This is a genomic window from Shewanella goraebulensis (assembly GCF_030252245.1).
GTDB lineage: Bacteria > Pseudomonadota > Gammaproteobacteria > Enterobacterales > Shewanellaceae > Shewanella > Shewanella goraebulensis.
Map to the genome: position 1 here is coordinate 3,135,150 of NZ_CP126972.1, position 16,913 is coordinate 3,152,062.

General features: G+C 39.1%; 16 protein-coding genes and 1 tRNA gene. 10 read left to right on the forward strand and 7 right to left on the reverse strand.

Features of this window, described 5'->3' with window-relative positions:
• Positions 1–24: 24 nt before the first annotated feature.
• Positions 25–1,470: a L,D-transpeptidase family protein gene (locus QPX86_RS13180; RefSeq protein WP_285162963.1), complete on the reverse strand. Its 1,446-nt coding sequence runs from the start codon at positions 1,468–1,470 to the stop codon at positions 25–27.
• Between the two features lie 234 nt (positions 1,471–1,704).
• Between QPX86_RS13180 and QPX86_RS13185 the strand changes: the two genes are divergently transcribed.
• From QPX86_RS13185 to QPX86_RS13210, 6 genes are all read left to right on the forward strand, one after another.
• On the forward strand, positions 1,705–1,980 hold the full coding sequence (locus QPX86_RS13185; protein WP_220755498.1) for an HU family DNA-binding protein: 276 nt from the start codon (positions 1,705–1,707) through the stop codon (positions 1,978–1,980).
• A 398-nt stretch (positions 1,981–2,378) separates the two neighbouring features.
• Positions 2,379–2,741 carry a YgiW/YdeI family stress tolerance OB fold protein gene (locus tag QPX86_RS13190; RefSeq protein WP_285162964.1) on the forward strand — a complete coding sequence of 121 codons (363 nt, stop codon included), beginning with the start codon at positions 2,379–2,381 and terminating at the stop codon, positions 2,739–2,741.
• A 79-nt stretch (positions 2,742–2,820) separates the two neighbouring features.
• Complete coding sequence (locus QPX86_RS13195) at positions 2,821–3,492, forward strand: response regulator transcription factor (protein WP_080914599.1); 672 nt, start codon at positions 2,821–2,823, stop codon at positions 3,490–3,492.
• A 52-nt stretch (positions 3,493–3,544) separates the two neighbouring features.
• Positions 3,545–4,702 carry a sensor histidine kinase gene (locus QPX86_RS13200; RefSeq protein ID WP_285162965.1) on the forward strand — a complete coding sequence of 386 codons (1,158 nt, stop codon included), beginning with the start codon at positions 3,545–3,547 and terminating at the stop codon, positions 4,700–4,702.
• Between the two features lie 248 nt (positions 4,703–4,950).
• Positions 4,951–5,313 carry a YgiW/YdeI family stress tolerance OB fold protein gene (locus QPX86_RS13205; protein WP_080914597.1) on the forward strand — a complete coding sequence of 121 codons (363 nt, stop codon included), beginning with the start codon at positions 4,951–4,953 and terminating at the stop codon, positions 5,311–5,313.
• Positions 5,314–5,350: 37 nt separating this feature from the next.
• Positions 5,351–5,737 carry a hypothetical protein gene (locus QPX86_RS13210; RefSeq protein WP_285162966.1) on the forward strand — a complete coding sequence of 129 codons (387 nt, stop codon included), beginning with the start codon at positions 5,351–5,353 and terminating at the stop codon, positions 5,735–5,737.
• 349 nt (positions 5,738–6,086) lie between these two features.
• On the opposite strand, the gene QPX86_RS13215 is transcribed toward QPX86_RS13210, so the two are convergent.
• A complete protein-coding gene (locus QPX86_RS13215; RefSeq protein WP_220754885.1) occupies positions 6,087–6,260 on the reverse strand; it encodes a hypothetical protein in 174 nt (57 codons plus the stop codon).
• 747 nt (positions 6,261–7,007) lie between these two features.
• On the opposite strand from QPX86_RS13215, the gene QPX86_RS13220 reads away from it, so the two are divergent.
• Positions 7,008–8,942 carry a B12-binding domain-containing radical SAM protein gene (locus QPX86_RS13220; protein ID WP_285162967.1) on the forward strand — a complete coding sequence of 645 codons (1,935 nt, stop codon included), beginning with the start codon at positions 7,008–7,010 and terminating at the stop codon, positions 8,940–8,942.
• An 853-nt stretch (positions 8,943–9,795) separates the two neighbouring features.
• On the opposite strand, the gene QPX86_RS13225 is transcribed toward QPX86_RS13220, so the two are convergent.
• The 3 genes from QPX86_RS13225 to QPX86_RS13235 all read right to left on the reverse strand — a co-directional run bounded on the left by QPX86_RS13225 (position 9,796) and on the right by QPX86_RS13235 (position 12,112).
• Positions 9,796–9,881, reverse strand: a tRNA-Leu gene (locus tag QPX86_RS13225).
• 204 nt (positions 9,882–10,085) lie between these two features.
• Entirely contained in the window at positions 10,086–10,673 is a 588-nt protein-coding gene (locus tag QPX86_RS13230; protein WP_285162968.1) for a uracil-DNA glycosylase family protein, read from the reverse strand.
• A 107-nt stretch (positions 10,674–10,780) separates the two neighbouring features.
• Positions 10,781–12,112, reverse strand: a complete 1,332-nt coding sequence (locus tag QPX86_RS13235) for a leucine-rich repeat-containing protein kinase family protein (RefSeq protein ID WP_285162969.1) — start codon at positions 12,110–12,112, stop codon at positions 10,781–10,783.
• Positions 12,113–12,328: 216 nt separating this feature from the next.
• Here QPX86_RS13235 and yqfB point away from each other — a divergent pair, with 216 nt between their 5' ends.
• Both yqfB and QPX86_RS13245 read left to right on the forward strand, forming a co-directional pair.
• Positions 12,329–12,646, forward strand: coding sequence for a N(4)-acetylcytidine aminohydrolase (gene yqfB, locus QPX86_RS13240; protein ID WP_220754889.1), 318 nt, complete (start codon positions 12,329–12,331; stop codon positions 12,644–12,646).
• A gap of 107 nt (positions 12,647–12,753) precedes the next feature.
• On the forward strand, positions 12,754–13,593 hold the full coding sequence (locus QPX86_RS13245; protein WP_285162970.1) for an SGNH/GDSL hydrolase family protein: 840 nt from the start codon (positions 12,754–12,756) through the stop codon (positions 13,591–13,593).
• A 10-nt stretch (positions 13,594–13,603) separates the two neighbouring features.
• On the opposite strand, the gene QPX86_RS13250 is transcribed toward QPX86_RS13245, so the two are convergent.
• Positions 13,604–14,695 (reverse strand): alcohol dehydrogenase family protein, encoded by a 1,092-nt coding sequence (locus tag QPX86_RS13250; RefSeq protein ID WP_285162971.1) that lies wholly within the window; start codon positions 14,693–14,695, stop codon positions 13,604–13,606.
• Positions 14,683–15,246 carry a TetR/AcrR family transcriptional regulator gene (locus QPX86_RS13255; protein ID WP_285162972.1) on the reverse strand — a complete coding sequence of 188 codons (564 nt, stop codon included), beginning with the start codon at positions 15,244–15,246 and terminating at the stop codon, positions 14,683–14,685. The genes QPX86_RS13250 and QPX86_RS13255 overlap by 13 nt, the downstream gene beginning before the upstream one ends.
• 576 nt (positions 15,247–15,822) lie before the next feature.
• Between QPX86_RS13255 and QPX86_RS13260 the strand changes: the two genes are divergently transcribed.
• The gene (locus QPX86_RS13260) at positions 15,823–16,698 is read left to right on the forward strand and encodes a polysaccharide lyase family 7 protein (RefSeq protein ID WP_285162973.1); all 876 of its coding nucleotides are present in this window, start codon (positions 15,823–15,825) and stop codon (positions 16,696–16,698) included.
• Positions 16,699–16,913 lie beyond the last annotated feature (215 nt).

A 16,913-nucleotide genomic window follows, 5' to 3' on the forward strand; every position in this document is an offset into this window, starting at 1 on the left:
GTAAGTTTTAATCAGGTCAATCACTTATCGAGCAACGCCCTGTAACGAGGTAGATGAATTATTCGCCACAATTGTTTGCCCCATGTTGTTCAAATGATAAATATCGTTACGGTATTGAGCTAAATTAGTAGCATCGACCCACGCATTCCAATAAACAAAATGAATCGGTACGGTTTGTGAAAGTGAGAACCATTGAGTGTTGCCACCTTCTGTTTGCATTCGCTGCCAAGTCCGCTTGTCAATCACTACATTGGTTGCAAACCATTCTGCTAACTCTTGGACTTTTTCAATACGCACACAACCCGATGAAAGCGCCCTGTCATCCTCAGCAAATAAACCTTTATCAGGGGTATCATGTAAATAAATGTTTAAGTCGTTTTTAAAGTGAAACTTATAACGCCCTAACGCATTAATCTCACCAGGTCGCTGAACTAAACGATAAGGAAACGGCCCAGCGTTGACAATATCTTGCCACTCTTGTGGGGTTTTACTGACTTTAGTGCCGCTAACATCATATACATCAAACTGCCTATCACTGATATAACTGCCGTTTTCGGCCACTTTTGGCAATATGTCACGACGCATCAGTTTTTTGGGTACAGTCCAAGTTGGATTAATCACAATATTAGAAATTTGGCCTTTCATCACTGGGGTTCGTCGATAAGAACGCCCAACAATCACTCTAGAGGTCAGTGCCACTTGATTATCACTGACTAATACCATTTCAAATGCAGGAATATTCACTAATAAATATTGCTCACCTAAATCTGCTTTATAGCTAGTCTTTTGTACAAAGTTATCTGCCAGTAATTCAGCACGCTCTTTTGGAGTTTGATTAAGCCAATATAAGGTTTTAGGACCAATAACAGCATCAGCCTTTAAACCATGACGAGCTTGAAAGCGCGCAACAGCATCAGCAATAGTGTCATCAAAAACGAACTGAGTTTCAGAACGAGAAGACAAATCACCCAGTAGCCATAAACGTTGCGAAATAGCACTAACGGTTTTATGGCTATCACCGGGGCGTAATAGCCCACCAGGTTGAATACTTGCCCAGTCATGGCGTTCGTTAAGCCACATGAGCCTTCTGATGTGGTTTAACACACTTAAATAATCTTCCACATTGGGTTCAAGAGCAAAGGTTTTGCGTTTTGAAGAGGCGCTAACATCTAAACTGTCATATGGCAGTGCAACTTGGCGTTGATGCCAAAATTCGGCAATATCAACTTGGATAGTATCAATATACTCGAGCTTTTCAGCTTCACTTGCCCCTTGTAAAATGGATAAAAAATCCTGCCACTTAACAGACGGATCCACCAACGAAATCAGTAAGACATGTTGAACCAATGTCTTGTAGGTCGCATGGTTTTGTGAAGCTGCTTTAATCGGCAAGCTCAATAGAATTGACAATAAGAAAGTAAAAGCAAAACCAGTACGAACATAAATACGCAAACAACACAATGCTCTCATCCATTCCCTCCTACTTCGAATTCATTTACTCAGTATGGCAAAAAAATATCAACCTTGTGTTACAGAAAGTGATATCAGCTAACAAGTTACTACGAAAGGCGGATGAATTTAGACCAACCAAACCAACAAGCCATTAGTAAGCGATTAATTGGCCTTAAGAAACTAGGAATGCTGTGGCAGAACTGCTATAAACGTTGCCCGCAAAAAAATTTAACTATTTATCGCAGTAATTTTATGAATAAGAAGCAACTCGTACAAACTATGGCATCTGACATTGGCATAACACAATCTCAAGCCAAGCCTCAATTAGAACAGATCCTCATTCAGCTTCATAAAGCCTTAACCGAAGGCGAGAAAGTGTATTTACCCCAATTTGGCACCTTCGAGCTTCGTTACCATTTAGCAAAAAATGGTCGTAATCCTCATACAGGTGAAAGCATCGAAATCCCAGGATTCAATCAACCGAGCTTTAAACCTGCCCCAGCATTTAAAAAGCACATCAATGTTTAAGTTATTATTCGCTCAATAAAGTAAAAGCTAAAACGACAAAGCCTCTGCTAGAATAATTCGAGCAGAGGCTTTTTATTAGGGATGATTAAGGGTTTTAATTAGGCCGGATAAGGCCTGTCTAAATTGTTTTTGGACAGAAGTGAGTTAGTACAAAAGGGTTAAAAATGAGTTATGAGATTATAGGAAGTACGGTAATAAATTAAAGTTTACACGACCCCACATATTATGTTCCTTTAATTTAAGCTATTTAAATCAGCATACAAATATCAGATTTTCCTTCACACTCTCTTCACACCTTAATCGATATAGTAGCTACACATTGAGCAGCACGAGACTTAAAAACTCTGTTACTTAATATAAATTTTTATACTACGCACTTTATTTATTAAGGAAAAACCATGTTTAAAAAATTAATCGTATTACCTCTTATTGTATTTTCTAGCCTTAGTTTTGCTAATTATGAACCTGCACAACAAGGTGGATTTTCAGGACCAAATACAGATGTTGAATTGTCAGTTAAACAAGCATTAGAAGTAAAAGATGATACGACTGTTTCTTTAACTGGTCATATTGTACTTTCAAATGGTGGAGAAGATTACTGGTTTGAAGATAAAACTGGACGTATCCTAGTTGAAATTGATAACCATGTATTTAAAAACCAGACTGTAACGCCTGAAATGTTAGTGACAATTGTTGGTGAAGTCGATAATGATTGGAGCGATAGTTCAGTGGATGTAGATGTATTAACAATTAATTTTTAATAGATTGATTCAGGCAAGCTTCTTTCGTAAGGTAACTATTTATCATTCAACTTTATAGTTCGTATTACGAAGGTGCTAAATGCATATATTAATTGTGGATGATACCCATAGTGTCGCAGAAACAATTGCTGATTATCTTGAACTTGAAGGCATGACCATTGATTTTGCTTATCATGGGGAAGCAGCCTTACAATTAGTGCAAGATAATCACTATGACGCCATTATCATGGACATTATGATGCCCAAAATGGATGGCATTACTGCGGTCAAAAAGTTAAGAGAAGAGTTATTTTGTGATACACCTATTTTGTTCTTAACCGCTAAGGATCAGCTTGAAGATAAAATAGCTTCTTTCAAAGCTGGAGGTGATGACTATTTAGTAAAGCCCTTTGCATTAGAAGAATTGAGTTTACGTTTACATGCTCTTTCCCATCGCGGTGTACGTCAAAACATTGGCCAATTAAGCTTTGCGGATATCAGTGTTGATGTTAAAAGTGGAGAAGTGAATTGCGCTGGTAAAATGATTAAAGTGAGTCCAATTCAATTAACCATTCTTAAAGTGTTACTTAAAAAAGCTCCCAATATTGCGAGTAGACAAGAAGTCATACAAGCAATATGGGGAGATGAAAGTCCTTCTAGTGATGCACTGCGAAGTCATGTATATAGCTTGCGCACTAAACTTGCTGAAGGGCAAAATGAATCCCGACTAGAGACTATTCATGGGCAAGGCTTCCGACTTAAATCAGAATAACAAACAATATCCGAGCATTTATCGCCACATAAGACGCCATTTAAGCATCTCATTGTTGGTTATTTTTTGTTTTTTCGGCTCAACTGTTTATCTTGCTGAAAGCAAACTTGAAGTGATTAGTTTGCATCATTGGCTAGATACTGAATTAGATCGTTACGAGAAAGAATATGCCATTTATGGTTTAGCTACAAAGTTGCCCAACACCGCTGAATTTGATACTTATTGGACAGAACGTGAAGTACCTGATTGGTTAGCTCCATTCCAGCAGATTGGTTTTAATGAGCACTTATTAGGCTCAGAGGACAAACACTTTATTATCGCAAACCACCCTTCAGGTAAGGGGTTGATGTATATTGTCTTTAAAAAAGATGCCGATGATTTTTTAGATATATATGAAGAAAGTCTGCATACCTATATTATATTCCTCGGTTTATTTATTGGATTGGGCGTGGTGATTTATAGTTTCTATTTTATGCGTTTAATATCTTCGCCATTACTCGCCATAGAGCAAAAGATCACGCTAATGAAACCTAACCAACAAATGTCTAAACTACAAACAAAATATCGTGAAACACGCCATATAGAACAAACCTTTATTAATAATAAAAAGGATATTGAAGGCTTTTTCCAACGCGAAACCGAGTTTAGTCGCTTTTCATCTCATGAGTTACGCACACCAATCATGGTGATCAAAGGCTCTACTGAATTATTAGCAAAAATCCCCAACCAACTACCAGTTGCACAAAAAGCAATTAAACGCGTACAACAGGCCTGCGAAGACATGGAGATATTATCTGAAGCCTTTTTATTATTAGGTAAGGAATCAATTGAAGAAGCACACTTTAAAGAGGTTCAGCTTGAAGATGCTGTTAGAAAACAGCTCGATGAATTGCAGGTTTTATTTTTAAAACAAGGATTAGATTACTCCTTACATCTACATCAACCAGCCACAATAAAGTGTCCACCTTCCTTTGTTTCTATTGTGATTAATAACCTCATTAAAAATGCATTTAGTTACAGCGTTGCAGATATTCAAGTCAGCCTACAACAGCGACAATTGACCATCACGAATCGTCATCAAGGAAACGAAACTTATCAAGCAGGCTATGGTTGTGGTTTGGTGATTGTTGAGCGCGTGTGCGAACGAATGGGATGGATATTTACTAGTAAAGATACGGGAGAAGAGTTTATAGCCTTTGTACAATTTTAAGTTGTTCCTACAATAAAATATTAGCTAATATTTTATTGTTAGTATCCTGTTCTTCAAACATTTAACCTTCCTTAAATTGAGTAAATCTACTCTGCTGAATTATTTTAAACTTAATTTGAATATAAAAAATACCTTCACGTTCTCTTCACACCTTTACCTGCATAATGCCCACATATTAATTTACTTGGTCGTAATAAGTAAGTTAACAACCTGCCATTATTGAGCGACTTATTTTGTGAGGAAAAATTATGTTTAAGAAATTATGTGTATTACCACTTGTTATGTTTTCTAGCATTAGCTTTGCAGCCATTACACCTATTCAACAAGGTGGATTTAAAGGCCCTAGTTCTGCACCCCAATTAACAGTTTTACAAGTTCAAGATGCACAAGACGAAACCTTGGTTTCAATTACAGGCCATATTGTTTCGACGCAAGGAGATGAAAATTACCTATTTAAAGATGAAACAGGTGAGATTCAAGTTGAAATTGACAATCATTTATTTCAGGGCCAAACAGTGACCCCAGAAACAATAATTACCATCGTTGGTGAAGTAGATAAAGAATGGAAACAGATTTCGATTGATGCTGACTCGTTATTAATCAATCAATAAATGCTAGCTAAACGAATAAAAAATTATGGATAAGAAGATGATAATTAAGACTTTAGCATCCTTAGCTGTATGTTTATCTGGGCTTATCGGTCTGACTATATATGCACTCGTTACTTATAGTAGTGATATTTATAACGCATTAGAGGATGACTCTTTAAAAAGCATTCAGACCCAAATCGAGAATGTACATACCAACATTGAATCTGTAGTAGAAAATACAGAAAAAACTATTCAAGGCAACATCATTGAAATTCAAGGCGATGTTGTATCGGCAATGAGTAAAACTAACGAGACAATTCAAGGCCACGCAGAGCAATTTAAAAGTAATGTTAAGTCCGCGGTTGAGAGTACAGATTTACAAATTCAAGATAGTATTAAAAGCATTAATGAAATTGATGCTGAAGAAGGTGAGAGTACTGAGTAAAAGTAGAATAAGCATCCTTCTACATAAAATGGAAAATATGCTTTGCTAAATATTTTCCATTTTTATCTCTTTCATCTCAACGAGAAATGAAAGTCCAACATTTCAATGTGTCGGTCAATAGAAAATGGGTCACAATTTCAAAACGTACCTAACTCACTTTGGGGCATAAACGTGTTATGACCACTAACTCTTCAGTTCATTTATATTGGGTTTGTTAAAGAAAATCACTACTTCAATCTAACCCATTGCCTGCCGCTGGAATGTTCAGGATGAACGGTATGTCGCGAACAAATGGATGTGAAAGAGCGACCTTATATGCAGATACTACAGCGAGACGCTGGCTCTTGATTTAAAAGTAAGCATCCATGTAAGCTCTGCCAAAACAAATAACATCCATGTTAAACGGCCAGTTCGGCATCCATTTATCTCGCTCAGAGCGTTTCACACTGTGAAACTTCGCCTTGTTTGGGTAGCTCGCTGCTGTATCTACACTGGGATTATTACTTCTTCGATTTAGCTTCATTTGTGTATCCAGTAGGCTTGAGAACATCAAGAAAATTGTGTGAGCCCTGACATGGCCTTTCTCGCACATCCATGTGCTTTAAGGCATTTAGTGCATCCTGCACTTAAGATCCTGGCTAGCTTTCGAGGGGAAGGGACGCCCCATCGGAAGCGTTAGCGATTTTAAAAAATGGACGAAGCGGAATACAAAAGGAGTTAAAAGTTGGCTAGATCACCGTTGAAATTTCCCGCTTTTCAGAAAATTTATTAGGTGCAGCGGGGTGTTCCAAGAGGGTATTGCTGTTGATACCCTCTTGGTCTGGTGTGGGCGAAGCGCCGCGACGTAAATCCAAACGAAGTTTGGAAATCCAGTGTGAAATCCATATGACTAAAACTGATATTAACTATGCAACAGGACTTTGATTTCTCCAAATGGCTAGTAAGCTTCAAAGCATTAATGATTTATAGATAAAATAAAATGAACTGGAAAGTTAAAGTCCCCCAAGAATATAACAGATATAGAATCACTAAATGCTACTCAAATGGCTATATGACAAAAGCAGATGACAAATGCAGGTGACAAATGCCAGTTATAAACACGGACTCCAGAAACCACCTCATCTAATAATGCTGAAAAGCTAATTTACGGGTTTTTATCCACTGCTTTTGTTAGAATCCTTTTTTATTTTTAACAGCTGTATTTTTCAGTTGTGATATTGCCACTTTGTTTTGCTGCAAGTGCTGAAGTTTACCTATTTAAAGGCAGGTTATGACCGTTCTTCTAATGACACCACCGATGACTCAGTTAAATACGCCTTATCCGGCTACAGCGTATTTAACTGGCTTTTTACGCTCTAGAGGCTATGAGGCGGTGCAACGCGATCCTGCAATTGAATTGTTTTTAGAAATGATGACAGCGCCAGCACTTGAGATTATTCGTCAGCATGTAGAAGAGAACTACCAACACTTTGAAGATGACGAGCTCCCTGATGTCATTTTTAATTTTCTTGCTGAATTTGACCGTTACCACTTAACCGTCGAAACTGCGATTCGGTTCTTACAAGGCAAAGACCCAAGCCTTGCCATGCGGATTAACTCGCGTCGTTTTTTACCTGAAGGCCCTGCATTTGATGCCATTGCACAAATGGAAGCGGTATCAGGTGATGTACTGCAAGCAGCCTTTGGTAACCTAGGCGTACAAGATAAAGCCAAATATTTAGCCACGCTGTTTATCAATGATTTATCGAGCGTAATTACTCAAGGGGTTGACCCATACTTCGAAGTAAGTCGTTATGGTGAGCAACTTGCCGCAGCCAACCCAAGCTTTGATAACCTCTACGATACCTTAATGGGCGAGCCAAGTTTTAGCTCTGAAATCTTGGAGCAATTAGTCGAGCATTACCTTGAAGAAACTCAGCCGAGTGTGATTGCACTCACCGTTCCTTTTCCAGGCAATATGCTCGGCGCTTTGCGTATTGCGCAAACCTGCAAAAGTATCAACCCAGAAATCCCTATCGTTATCGGTGGCGGTTTTATTAATACAGAACTACGTGCGCTGAAAGATCCCCGCGTATTTGAGTTTATTGATTTTATCTGTCTAGATGACGGCGAGCGACCTTTAATCACCTTGCTGGAATACTTCCAAGGTGAGCGTGAAATTGATGATTTAGTGCGTACTTATTTTCTCGCAGAAGATGAAAGTGGCCAACCTTATGTTCACTTTAATGAAAATACCGAGCTTCACGATATTCCACAAACTGATGTGGGCGCACCAATATACGATGGGCTGCCGTTAGGTGATTACCTGTCGTTATGCGAAATGCTTAACCCAATGCACCGAATTTGGAGTGATGGCCGCTGGAACAAGCTCACCATTGCCCATGGTTGTTATTGGCGTAAATGTAGCTTTTGCGATGTCAGCCTAGATTATATTGACCGATACGATGCTGCAGGCGCCGATGTATTGGTCGATAGAATCGAACAGATCATAGAAGAAACTGGTGAAACAGGTTTTCATTTTGTCGATGAAGCCTTACCGCCAAAAGTGTTATTTTCATTAGCTAAACGATTAATTGAACGTAATGTAGTGATTAGTTGGTGGGGTAACATCCGTTTTGAAAGAACCTTTAGCCAAGCACGCTGCCAGTTACTCGCAGATTCAGGCTGTATCGCTGTCAGCGGTGGCCTTGAAGTCGCATCCGACCGTTTATTAAAACTGATGAAAAAAGGCGTCAGCGTTGAGCGTGTAGCTCATGTGACTAAAGCATTCAGTGACGCTGGTATTTTGGTTCATGCTTACTTGATGTATGGCTTCCCCACTCAAACTGAGCAAGAAACCATTGATTCCCTTGAAATGGTACGTCAAATGATGGAGCAAGGTTGTTTCCAGTCAGCTTACTGGCACCGTTTTGTTGCCACGGTTCACAGCCCGATTGGTATGAACCCTGAACAATTTGGTATTACCTTAGCTGAACGACCAGATATTTTATTCGCAGAAAATGATGTCGACTTTACTGACCCAACCGGCACAGATCATCCCATGCTAGGCGAAGGACTTCGTAAAGCAATTTACAACTACATGCACGGTATTGGATTCGACCAACCAATGAGCTTTTGGTTTGATCAAGAAGTCACCCCAACTCAAATGAAAAAAGATTTGATACTCACAGCAATCAATAACTTTATTGCCAGTAACGAAGAGTAATTAAGTCTTCAAGATAATAAACAGAGCAATTATTTGCTCTGTTTTTTTATGTCCTGTTTTTACTCAGCTTAAATTGAACTTGATTGCTCCTTGTCGGACTAGAACTGGCACGTCCTACTTTAAAGCGACAAGGGATTTTGCTTTTATTCTGAATCATTTCTATAAATTTCAGACACAAAAAAGCCCCAACTTTCGTTGAGGCTTTTTCGCATCATACCTACGTATAGCTCTTTAAAGTAAAGAATGATGGTACCCGATGCCAGACTTGAACTAGCACGCCCTATTTTAAAACGACGAGGGATTTTGATTTTATTCTGAATCATTTCTATAAATTTCAGACACAAAAAAGCCCCAACTTTCGTTGAGGCTTTTTCGCATCATACTTACGTATAGCTCTTTAAAGTAAAGAATGATGGTACCCGATGCCAGACTTGAACTAGCACGCCCTATTTTAAAACGACGAGGGATTTTGATTTTAACTCAATAACTCAAATTACAGGTACAAAAAAGCCCCAACTTTCGTTGAGGCTTTTTCGCACCATACTTACGTATAGCTCTTTAAAGTAAAGAATGATGGTACCCGAGGCCAGACTTGAACTGGCACGCCCTACTTTAAAACGACGAGGGATTTTATCTTTCTACAATTACTCAATTTTTAGACATAAAAAAGCCCCGACTAATGTCGAGGCTTTTTTATGATGGTACCCGAGGCCAGACTTGAACTAGCACGCCCTACTTTAAAACGACGAGGGGTTTTGCTTTTATTCTTTGAATCATTTCAACAAATTTCAGACACAAAAAAGCCCCAACTTTCGTTGAGGCTTTTTCGCACCATACTTACGTATGTAAATGATGGTACCCGAGGCCAGACTTGAACTGGCACGCCTATTAAGCGAGGGATTTTAAATCCCTTGTGTCTACCGATTCCACCACTCGGGCAAACTCTGGTAACTCGTCGTAACGCGTTACAAAATTTGATATTCAACGAAGCAATCGGTTGCCACCGCTGATGTGGTGCATACTTTACTGATTTTTCAGATTGAATCAATAAAAAAATGAAACTTATTGTTCGAATGCCCATTTTACAAGCAAATAGCACGAAAACACGGCATTAAAGCACCATTTAACGCCAAGCCTTTAAAACTAATCCTTTAATGCGTCGTTAACTCGACATTTAAGCTCAGGTAATAATTGCTGAGCAAACCATGGATTTTTCGCTAACCAAATATTATTTCTTGGGCTGGGGTGTGGTAAAGGCATTATTGAACGAGGATAGTCTGACCAATTTTTAACGGTTTCAGTTAAAGACTGCTTAGCAGTGTCTAAATGATAGTCTTGAGCATACTTGCCAATAACAATGGTGAGCTGTATTTGATCAAGCTCGGCGAGCAATAACGCACGCCACGTTTTGGCGCATTGTTTAAGCGGAGGTAAGTCACCGCTTTTACCCTTTCCCGGATAACAAAAGCCCATTGGCAGAATAGCCACTTGCTTAGGATCGTAAAACACTGCCTTATCAATCCCTAACCACTCTCTTAAACGTTCGCCACTGGCATCGTCAAAGGGGACACCAGACTGATGTACCGCAAGACCAGGCGCTTGTCCTGCTATTAAAATTTTGGCAGTTGAATGAAGCTGCACAACAGGCTTAACCCCGTGCGCTAATTCAGGCTTACACAACTCACATTGCTTTACCTGTTCAATCAGAAGATTTAATTCCGCTTGGCTCATTCTACTAACTTACCTTTTGATTTTTTATATACCATTATGTAGCAGCTGAAATATTAAACTCTAGTTTGTTCTATCTTTCTGGCTCTTCTGTTCTCAGAAGTTAAATTCTAGCTTAACTTGCTTAACTGCTGACAAATTTCATCAAAACTCGGTCGTAAATCAGATTGATGCTGTAAACATTGCTGAGATAGTTCTGAAAGCACGGTGAATTCAGTCGTGTTGGCTTTATTACCCAATGCAATTTGTTGCTGCAATAAGTCATCCAGCATATTGCCAAACGCTCTAACTTCAATCCATTGCATAAAATTAGCTTGCTGTGGGGATAATTTACTTAAATCAGTCGCTGCGCCAAAGTCACCAAACAGCATATTAGCTTGCGCATCAATCATGGTGTTGTGGGCGTAAATATCTCCATGACTCACTTTATGTTGATGAAGGTGCGATAAAGCCCCTGCCATGCTCAACATCACTTTGACTAAATGCGCCATAGAAATGTCCATATCATCTGCAAAGGTATCTCTGGTGCAGGTGACAAGTGAAGGTGGCAAACCTAAGTTATAAAATCGCGGTGGAATAAGCTCCATCACCAAACCTAAATGATCTGGTTCTGAAATCTGCGCCAGTACTTTAATTAAGTTTGGGTGATGGCCTGCACTTAAGCAGCAATGTAATTCATCTTTAGGGTAACCATCAGAAGTCACTGCGCCTCTAAACATCTTCAGCGCAACGATATTGCTGATACCTGCTTGTGACTCAAACGCCTTATTCCAGTGAGCTTGATAAATTACCCCTGATGCGCCTTGACCTAGTTGGTCACCAAGTTCAAAATCAGCCATGTTCGCTTGACGAAACGAGTCATGACTAACGTGATTATCAGTCACTGGATTACCACTAAATGCCAACCAAGCCAACTTAGGTAAAGATAATAACCAATCTGGTACTTGGGTTAATTCATTGGCTGAAATGCGCAGTAACTCGAGCTCAGTACAGTTCGCCATGCTATTTGGCAAAGCAGTAATTTTGTTACCCGCAAGCGCGCATTTTTTTAATCGGTGCAAATCTCCTATTGAGTCAGGTAACTTGGATATTTGGTTATCGGTTAAAATTAGCCAACGGGTATCAACTGGCAAACTGTTTTCTGCAACTGTGGTAATTTGGTTCGCTTTAAAGCCAATCATTTCAAGTTTAGGACACTTGGCAATCACTGCAGGAAGTTCAGTAAAGCAATTGAATGACAGAAATAAAATTTTCAACTCAGTTAATTGTGCAAACTCATCTGGTAATTGGCTTAAACGATTATTGGATAAATCCAGCACCTCTAAGGTGTCTGCAAACGCTAACACTTCATGCGGGAATTCAACTAATTGTTCAGCAATTTGGATACGTTGTAATTTCTGACTATTTAATTCGCCTGATTTTAATTGCGCCAAAGTGTGCAAATGACCTTCCTAAATATTTATTCGATTAAAATTGCGCACATCATAAGGGATCACTCCCAACAAGTTAAGACTGCAAAGTCAGAGTTAAGTAGAATCAATCAACCCATTGTCATTTCAGTTCAAACTAGCGCAAAATAATAGGACGATATTTGGTTGGTATTATGTAATTAGTTTTATTTGATAAGTAATATTTGATAAGTAATAGAAGGTTACTCAATGAGTGAATTAACACCTATAAGTTTTTTTGGTCGCTTTGAAAAAGACATTTTATCTGGGGCTAAAACCATTACTTTACGAGATGAATCAGAATCTCACTTCAAAGTCGGTGAAACCTTGTCAGTGTCGACTTTTGAAGATGACCGTTGGTTTTGCAACATTAAGGTATTAGCGGTGACTAAAGTGGCTTTTCATCAATTAACTGAGGAGCATGCTGAACAAGAGAACATGGAGCTTTCATTTCTTAAGTCACTCATTCAGGAGGTTTACCCCGGAGTTGAACAGTTATTCGAAATTAAATATCAGCTGGTTACTTAACTGATATTTTTTAAATAAGTTAATCAATTCAAAAGAAAAATGGGTGAAGTGGTTAGATATTTAAGTTATAACTGACGACTAATGATTAACGGAAAGGATGACCGACATTGCATTACTTAAGCTTATTTTTGTTATGGCCTGTATATTTACTTCAAGCTATTTGGGTCAAAAAAACCACACTTAAGCTGCCTGAACCCAATGGACTTCGGGAAGGCGTCGTAAAACTAAACGACACTGAAAACTCATCTTTCAATTCTGAAGCTAATGATGGTTCGGATGCAAATTCAACGACATTATCTTTATTGATTGTTGGCGATTCAGCGGCTGCAGGTGTTGGGGTAGAAACTCAGCAACAGGCGCTATCAGGCCAATTAGTCACTTCCTTGTCCTCAATGATGTGTCAAACAACACAATCCTCGGCTCTAGGTGATTACAAACTCAAATGGCAATTAATCGCAAAGAGTGGTTATAGCACCCAAAACTGTCTCAACAAATTCAATTATATTCTAACTCAACCCCATCAAATTTCTGCCGATGTGGTGGTTATTTCATTAGGTGTGAATGATGTTTTAAGCCCTATTTCGGCTAAGACTTGGATTAGTCAGCAACAGCAATTGTGCGAGTTACTTTTTACATCATTGGCTTGCCAACAAATAATCATCACCAGCGTACCGCCTATGTCAGCCTTTCCTGCTTTACCACAACCATTCAGATGGTTTCTTGGCGCGAGATCTAATGAATTTAATCATGCATTAACTCAATGGATTAAAAGCTGTGCTTTACCGTGTGAGCAATTAGACATGCGCCAGTCACTCGCTAGCGCGACGATGGCCAAAGATGGATTTCACCCCAGTGAAAGTATTTATCAACACTGGGGGAAGCAAGCTGCGATACTTATCAGTAATAAAATCAATGCTGAGAACGTTAAACATCAACACCTTGCCTAAAATCTTTAAGCTAAACCAGCGTGAGTACTATTTTACCGACAAACTGTTTTTGCTGAAAAATATCTTGAGCTGTTGCGATATCTTCTAGGGCAAAAGTTTTTGCGACCAAAGGCTTAATTTTGCCACTTTCAATGCAAGTAACTAAGTTTTGAAATACCTGCGGTGCTAATACTGTACAACCAAAGAAGCTCAGGTCTTTTAAATATAAGGTTCTTACATCAAGCTCGACTAACGCACCACCAATGGCCCCTGAAACCGCATAACGGCCCCCTGGTTTAAGTACCTCGAGTAACTGCGGCCATTGCTTACCTGCCACTAAATCTATCACTACGTTGACACTGTTATTACCTAACACTTCCACTAAATCAACATCTCTAGCTAAGACTTTATCGGCGCCTAAGCTAAGTAAATGCTCATTTTTACTTGGACTAGTGATTGCAATGACTTTTGCCCCACGCGCTTTTACTAGCTGAATTGCTGCAGAGCCCACACCGCCTGAAGCCCCAGTTATTAATACAGTATCTGTTGAGCCAACATTCGCACGAGTAAGCATGTTCTCTGCGGTAGAGTATGAACACGGAAATGAAGCAAGCTCAGCATCTGTTAGCGAGCTATTAATTGCACAGGCATACTGAGAGGCTACTTTGGTGTATTGAGCAAAGCCGCCATCGCATTCGGAGCCGAAATACCAAGGCGAAGTAAGCTGCTGGCCATTATGTTCCCTAAGGCACGGCTCGATCAATACCCGCTCGCCAATTCGATTCTGGCTAACTTTATTACCAACCGCGACGATAACGCCGCATACATCCGCGCCTTGGATACGGGGAAAAACAAATGTATTTCCCGACCAACTAGTGTCATCACTTTCAGCATCACCGCTTTTAACTTCAGATTTGGAATACCACCCCGTGCGGGTATTGATATCGGTATTATTTACGCCAGCAGCGAGTACTCGAATTAGCACTTCATTATCTGTTAGTGTCGGCACTGCAATATGTTGGTTTAACTGCAACATTTCAGGTCCACCATGACCAATTAATTGAACCCCTGTCATTGTTGCTGGGATTGCTTGGTTTAGGCTTGGTGCTTCTAAGGACGGCATACTGGTGACTCCATAATGATAGATATGATTTGTTTGGCAGAAAGGATTGATTCTTGTCCTTGTAATGGCCAAGTGGCTGAAGCGCCTTCATGTAGTAGAAATAACGCAGATGCGAGATCAGGCCGGCAACTCACTTGTGCTAAGCGCTGACGCACCTCTTCTTTATGGCCTGCAACGACATTAATGACATCCTGATTATCAGGAAAAGCAGTTATCGCATTCATTGACATGCACCCGTTCGGGGCAAATTGCTGCATCCATTTTTCTAACTGAGTGAAAATATGTAGAACTGACTTCGTTCCATTCGTTAAAGAATCATCAGCCAAAAAAGAAAGGTATCTTTGATGACGGTATTCAAGCGCTGCGACAATCATCGCCTCTTTAGAAGGGTAATGTTTATAAAGGGTACGCAAGCTCACATTACATGCCGTTTTTAACTGCGCCACACTGGGCTCTGCAAACCCATACTGGCTAAAGGCCTTCTCTAAACTTGCAGCAATTTGGACTTTTAAAGGTAGTGGACAATCAGTCGTGTTTGGATCCATTTCCATCAAGCTCACCTAGTAGAGTATTCATTCTACCCGCAATAGTAGAATGAACACTCTACCCTGTCAATATCTCTAATGAATTTTTCACCTTGTCTAATAGTTCTCTACTCAGTCTCTATCTAATCTTTAATCAATGGAGACTCAATCTTTGATCAATAGCAAATCAATCCCTAATTAATGCTAATTATGGGGTTTAAGTCATGCTAGCTACCTACATCACCGGAAATCAATGTTTGTCATTTTTATATTAAATCTCAATAACACTCACTCTTTTAACAAAAAATACTGTTATAGATTAGTAAATTAGCTTGAAGCCAATTAAAAGAAAGTGAACGAAATATAAGTTTTAACTTAGAGACATGCACATTTGAGCTGTGTTTGTTGAATGAGTAAAAATGTTGTGATTTGAGTCATAATTAATTTGTATTATTATATGTTAAATATGTTATTTGGCGTTATATTGGTGCTAAGTCATTACGAGCATCACAGATGATGCTCTGAGCGTTAATCCAGATAAAGTCATTCAAAGAAAGTAATACGAAATAATTCATAAAAGCCATAAGTAGGAATGTCGTTACAATGAAAAAATTAACAGTACTACCTTTAACCTTAATCGTATCGGGTTTATTAACAGCATGTGCAGCGACAACCGAACCAAGGGTAAATCCATATCCCGCAGCAACGGGGGAACGTGAAGCGCCAGCGGATTATTCTCAATTTTCTAATATTTTATCTGCGTCAAAGCTGCAAATTTCAACCCCAAATTCAAGACCTGGCAGTAAATATGAATTAGCCACTGACAGCGATTTTAGCGGCATCGTTAACGAGCACTTTTATGTTGATAAAGGCTCTAAAGCACTAATCATGAACATGGAAGGTTATAAATTACGTAATGAGTTAAGAGTGCTTGAGAACTTCAAGTCAGATAGTCCCAATACTTTTTATCATCTTTCAGCTGAACTAATGCCAATAAACCCACGCGAATCAGTGAAAGATAGCCCATCTAAGAATGACGCTATGACATTCTTACAAGTGCACAATAAAGGTACCTTTGATGATGGCAAGCATGGAGTAGGTTACATCCCTCACCCACTATTACGCTTGGTGTATGAAGCTGACCGCAAAGGGGTTAAAGATCATTACTGGGCGATCATTAAAAACAACGCAGTCAACTGCAGTAAAGACAGCGGTAACCGCGACACATCAGATTGTAAAAATGCCTATGTTCGCTTTGATCTCGGTGCATATGACCCAAATGCCCCAACTCAATTCGATATCATTGTTGGTGATTCAAAATTAGTCATTAATAGAGATGGTGTGAACCAAGTGGAGCATGACATCACGTACTGGAAAGAGATGCTCAATTATTTTAAAGCAGGTGTTTATAACCAGTTTGAAAATGGCAAAAGTGAAGCTCACTTCTATCAATTAGATTATAAGATTGAACAAAAATAATTTAAGGTTTTTGTAGAACTCCACTTTAATCAATGGGAGTTAGCTAACAAATCAAGAAAATCAGCTAACTCTCACTGAACATATATTTATAAAGCTCAAGTTTCGAGCGCTAAACATATTCAAATTGCAGACACAAAAAGCCACAACTTTCGTTGAGGCTTTTTTGCACCATACACTTAATACAATAAGTCGTATGTAAGCTCTTCATAGAAAAA

What these genes read in the sequence shown, in the direction of transcription:
- QPX86_RS13180 (WP_285162963.1), bottom strand. Translation starts at nt 1,470, where the DNA reads ATGAGAGCATTGTGTTGTTTGCGTATTTATGTTCGTACTGGTTTTGCT.
- QPX86_RS13255 (WP_285162972.1), bottom strand. Translation starts at nt 15,246, where the DNA reads ATGGAAATGGATCCAAACACGACTGATTGTCCACTACCTTTAAAAGTC.
- QPX86_RS13185 (WP_220755498.1), top strand. Translation starts at nt 1,705, where the DNA reads ATGAATAAGAAGCAACTCGTACAAACTATGGCATCTGACATTGGCATA.
- QPX86_RS13210 (WP_285162966.1), top strand. Translation starts at nt 5,351, where the DNA reads ATGATAATTAAGACTTTAGCATCCTTAGCTGTATGTTTATCTGGGCTT.
- QPX86_RS13195 (WP_080914599.1), top strand. Translation starts at nt 2,821, where the DNA reads ATGCATATATTAATTGTGGATGATACCCATAGTGTCGCAGAAACAATT.
- QPX86_RS13230 (WP_285162968.1), bottom strand. Translation starts at nt 10,673, where the DNA reads ATGAGCCAAGCGGAATTAAATCTTCTGATTGAACAGGTAAAGCAATGT.
- yqfB (WP_220754889.1), top strand. Translation starts at nt 12,329, where the DNA reads ATGAGTGAATTAACACCTATAAGTTTTTTTGGTCGCTTTGAAAAAGAC.
- QPX86_RS13260 (WP_285162973.1), top strand. Translation starts at nt 15,823, where the DNA reads ATGAAAAAATTAACAGTACTACCTTTAACCTTAATCGTATCGGGTTTA.
- QPX86_RS13205 (WP_080914597.1), top strand. Translation starts at nt 4,951, where the DNA reads ATGTTTAAGAAATTATGTGTATTACCACTTGTTATGTTTTCTAGCATT.
- QPX86_RS13215 (WP_220754885.1), bottom strand. Translation starts at nt 6,260, where the DNA reads ATGAAGCTAAATCGAAGAAGTAATAATCCCAGTGTAGATACAGCAGCG.
- QPX86_RS13250 (WP_285162971.1), bottom strand. Translation starts at nt 14,695, where the DNA reads ATGCCGTCCTTAGAAGCACCAAGCCTAAACCAAGCAATCCCAGCAACA.
- QPX86_RS13220 (WP_285162967.1), top strand. Translation starts at nt 7,008, where the DNA reads ATGACCGTTCTTCTAATGACACCACCGATGACTCAGTTAAATACGCCT.
- QPX86_RS13190 (WP_285162964.1), top strand. Translation starts at nt 2,379, where the DNA reads ATGTTTAAAAAATTAATCGTATTACCTCTTATTGTATTTTCTAGCCTT.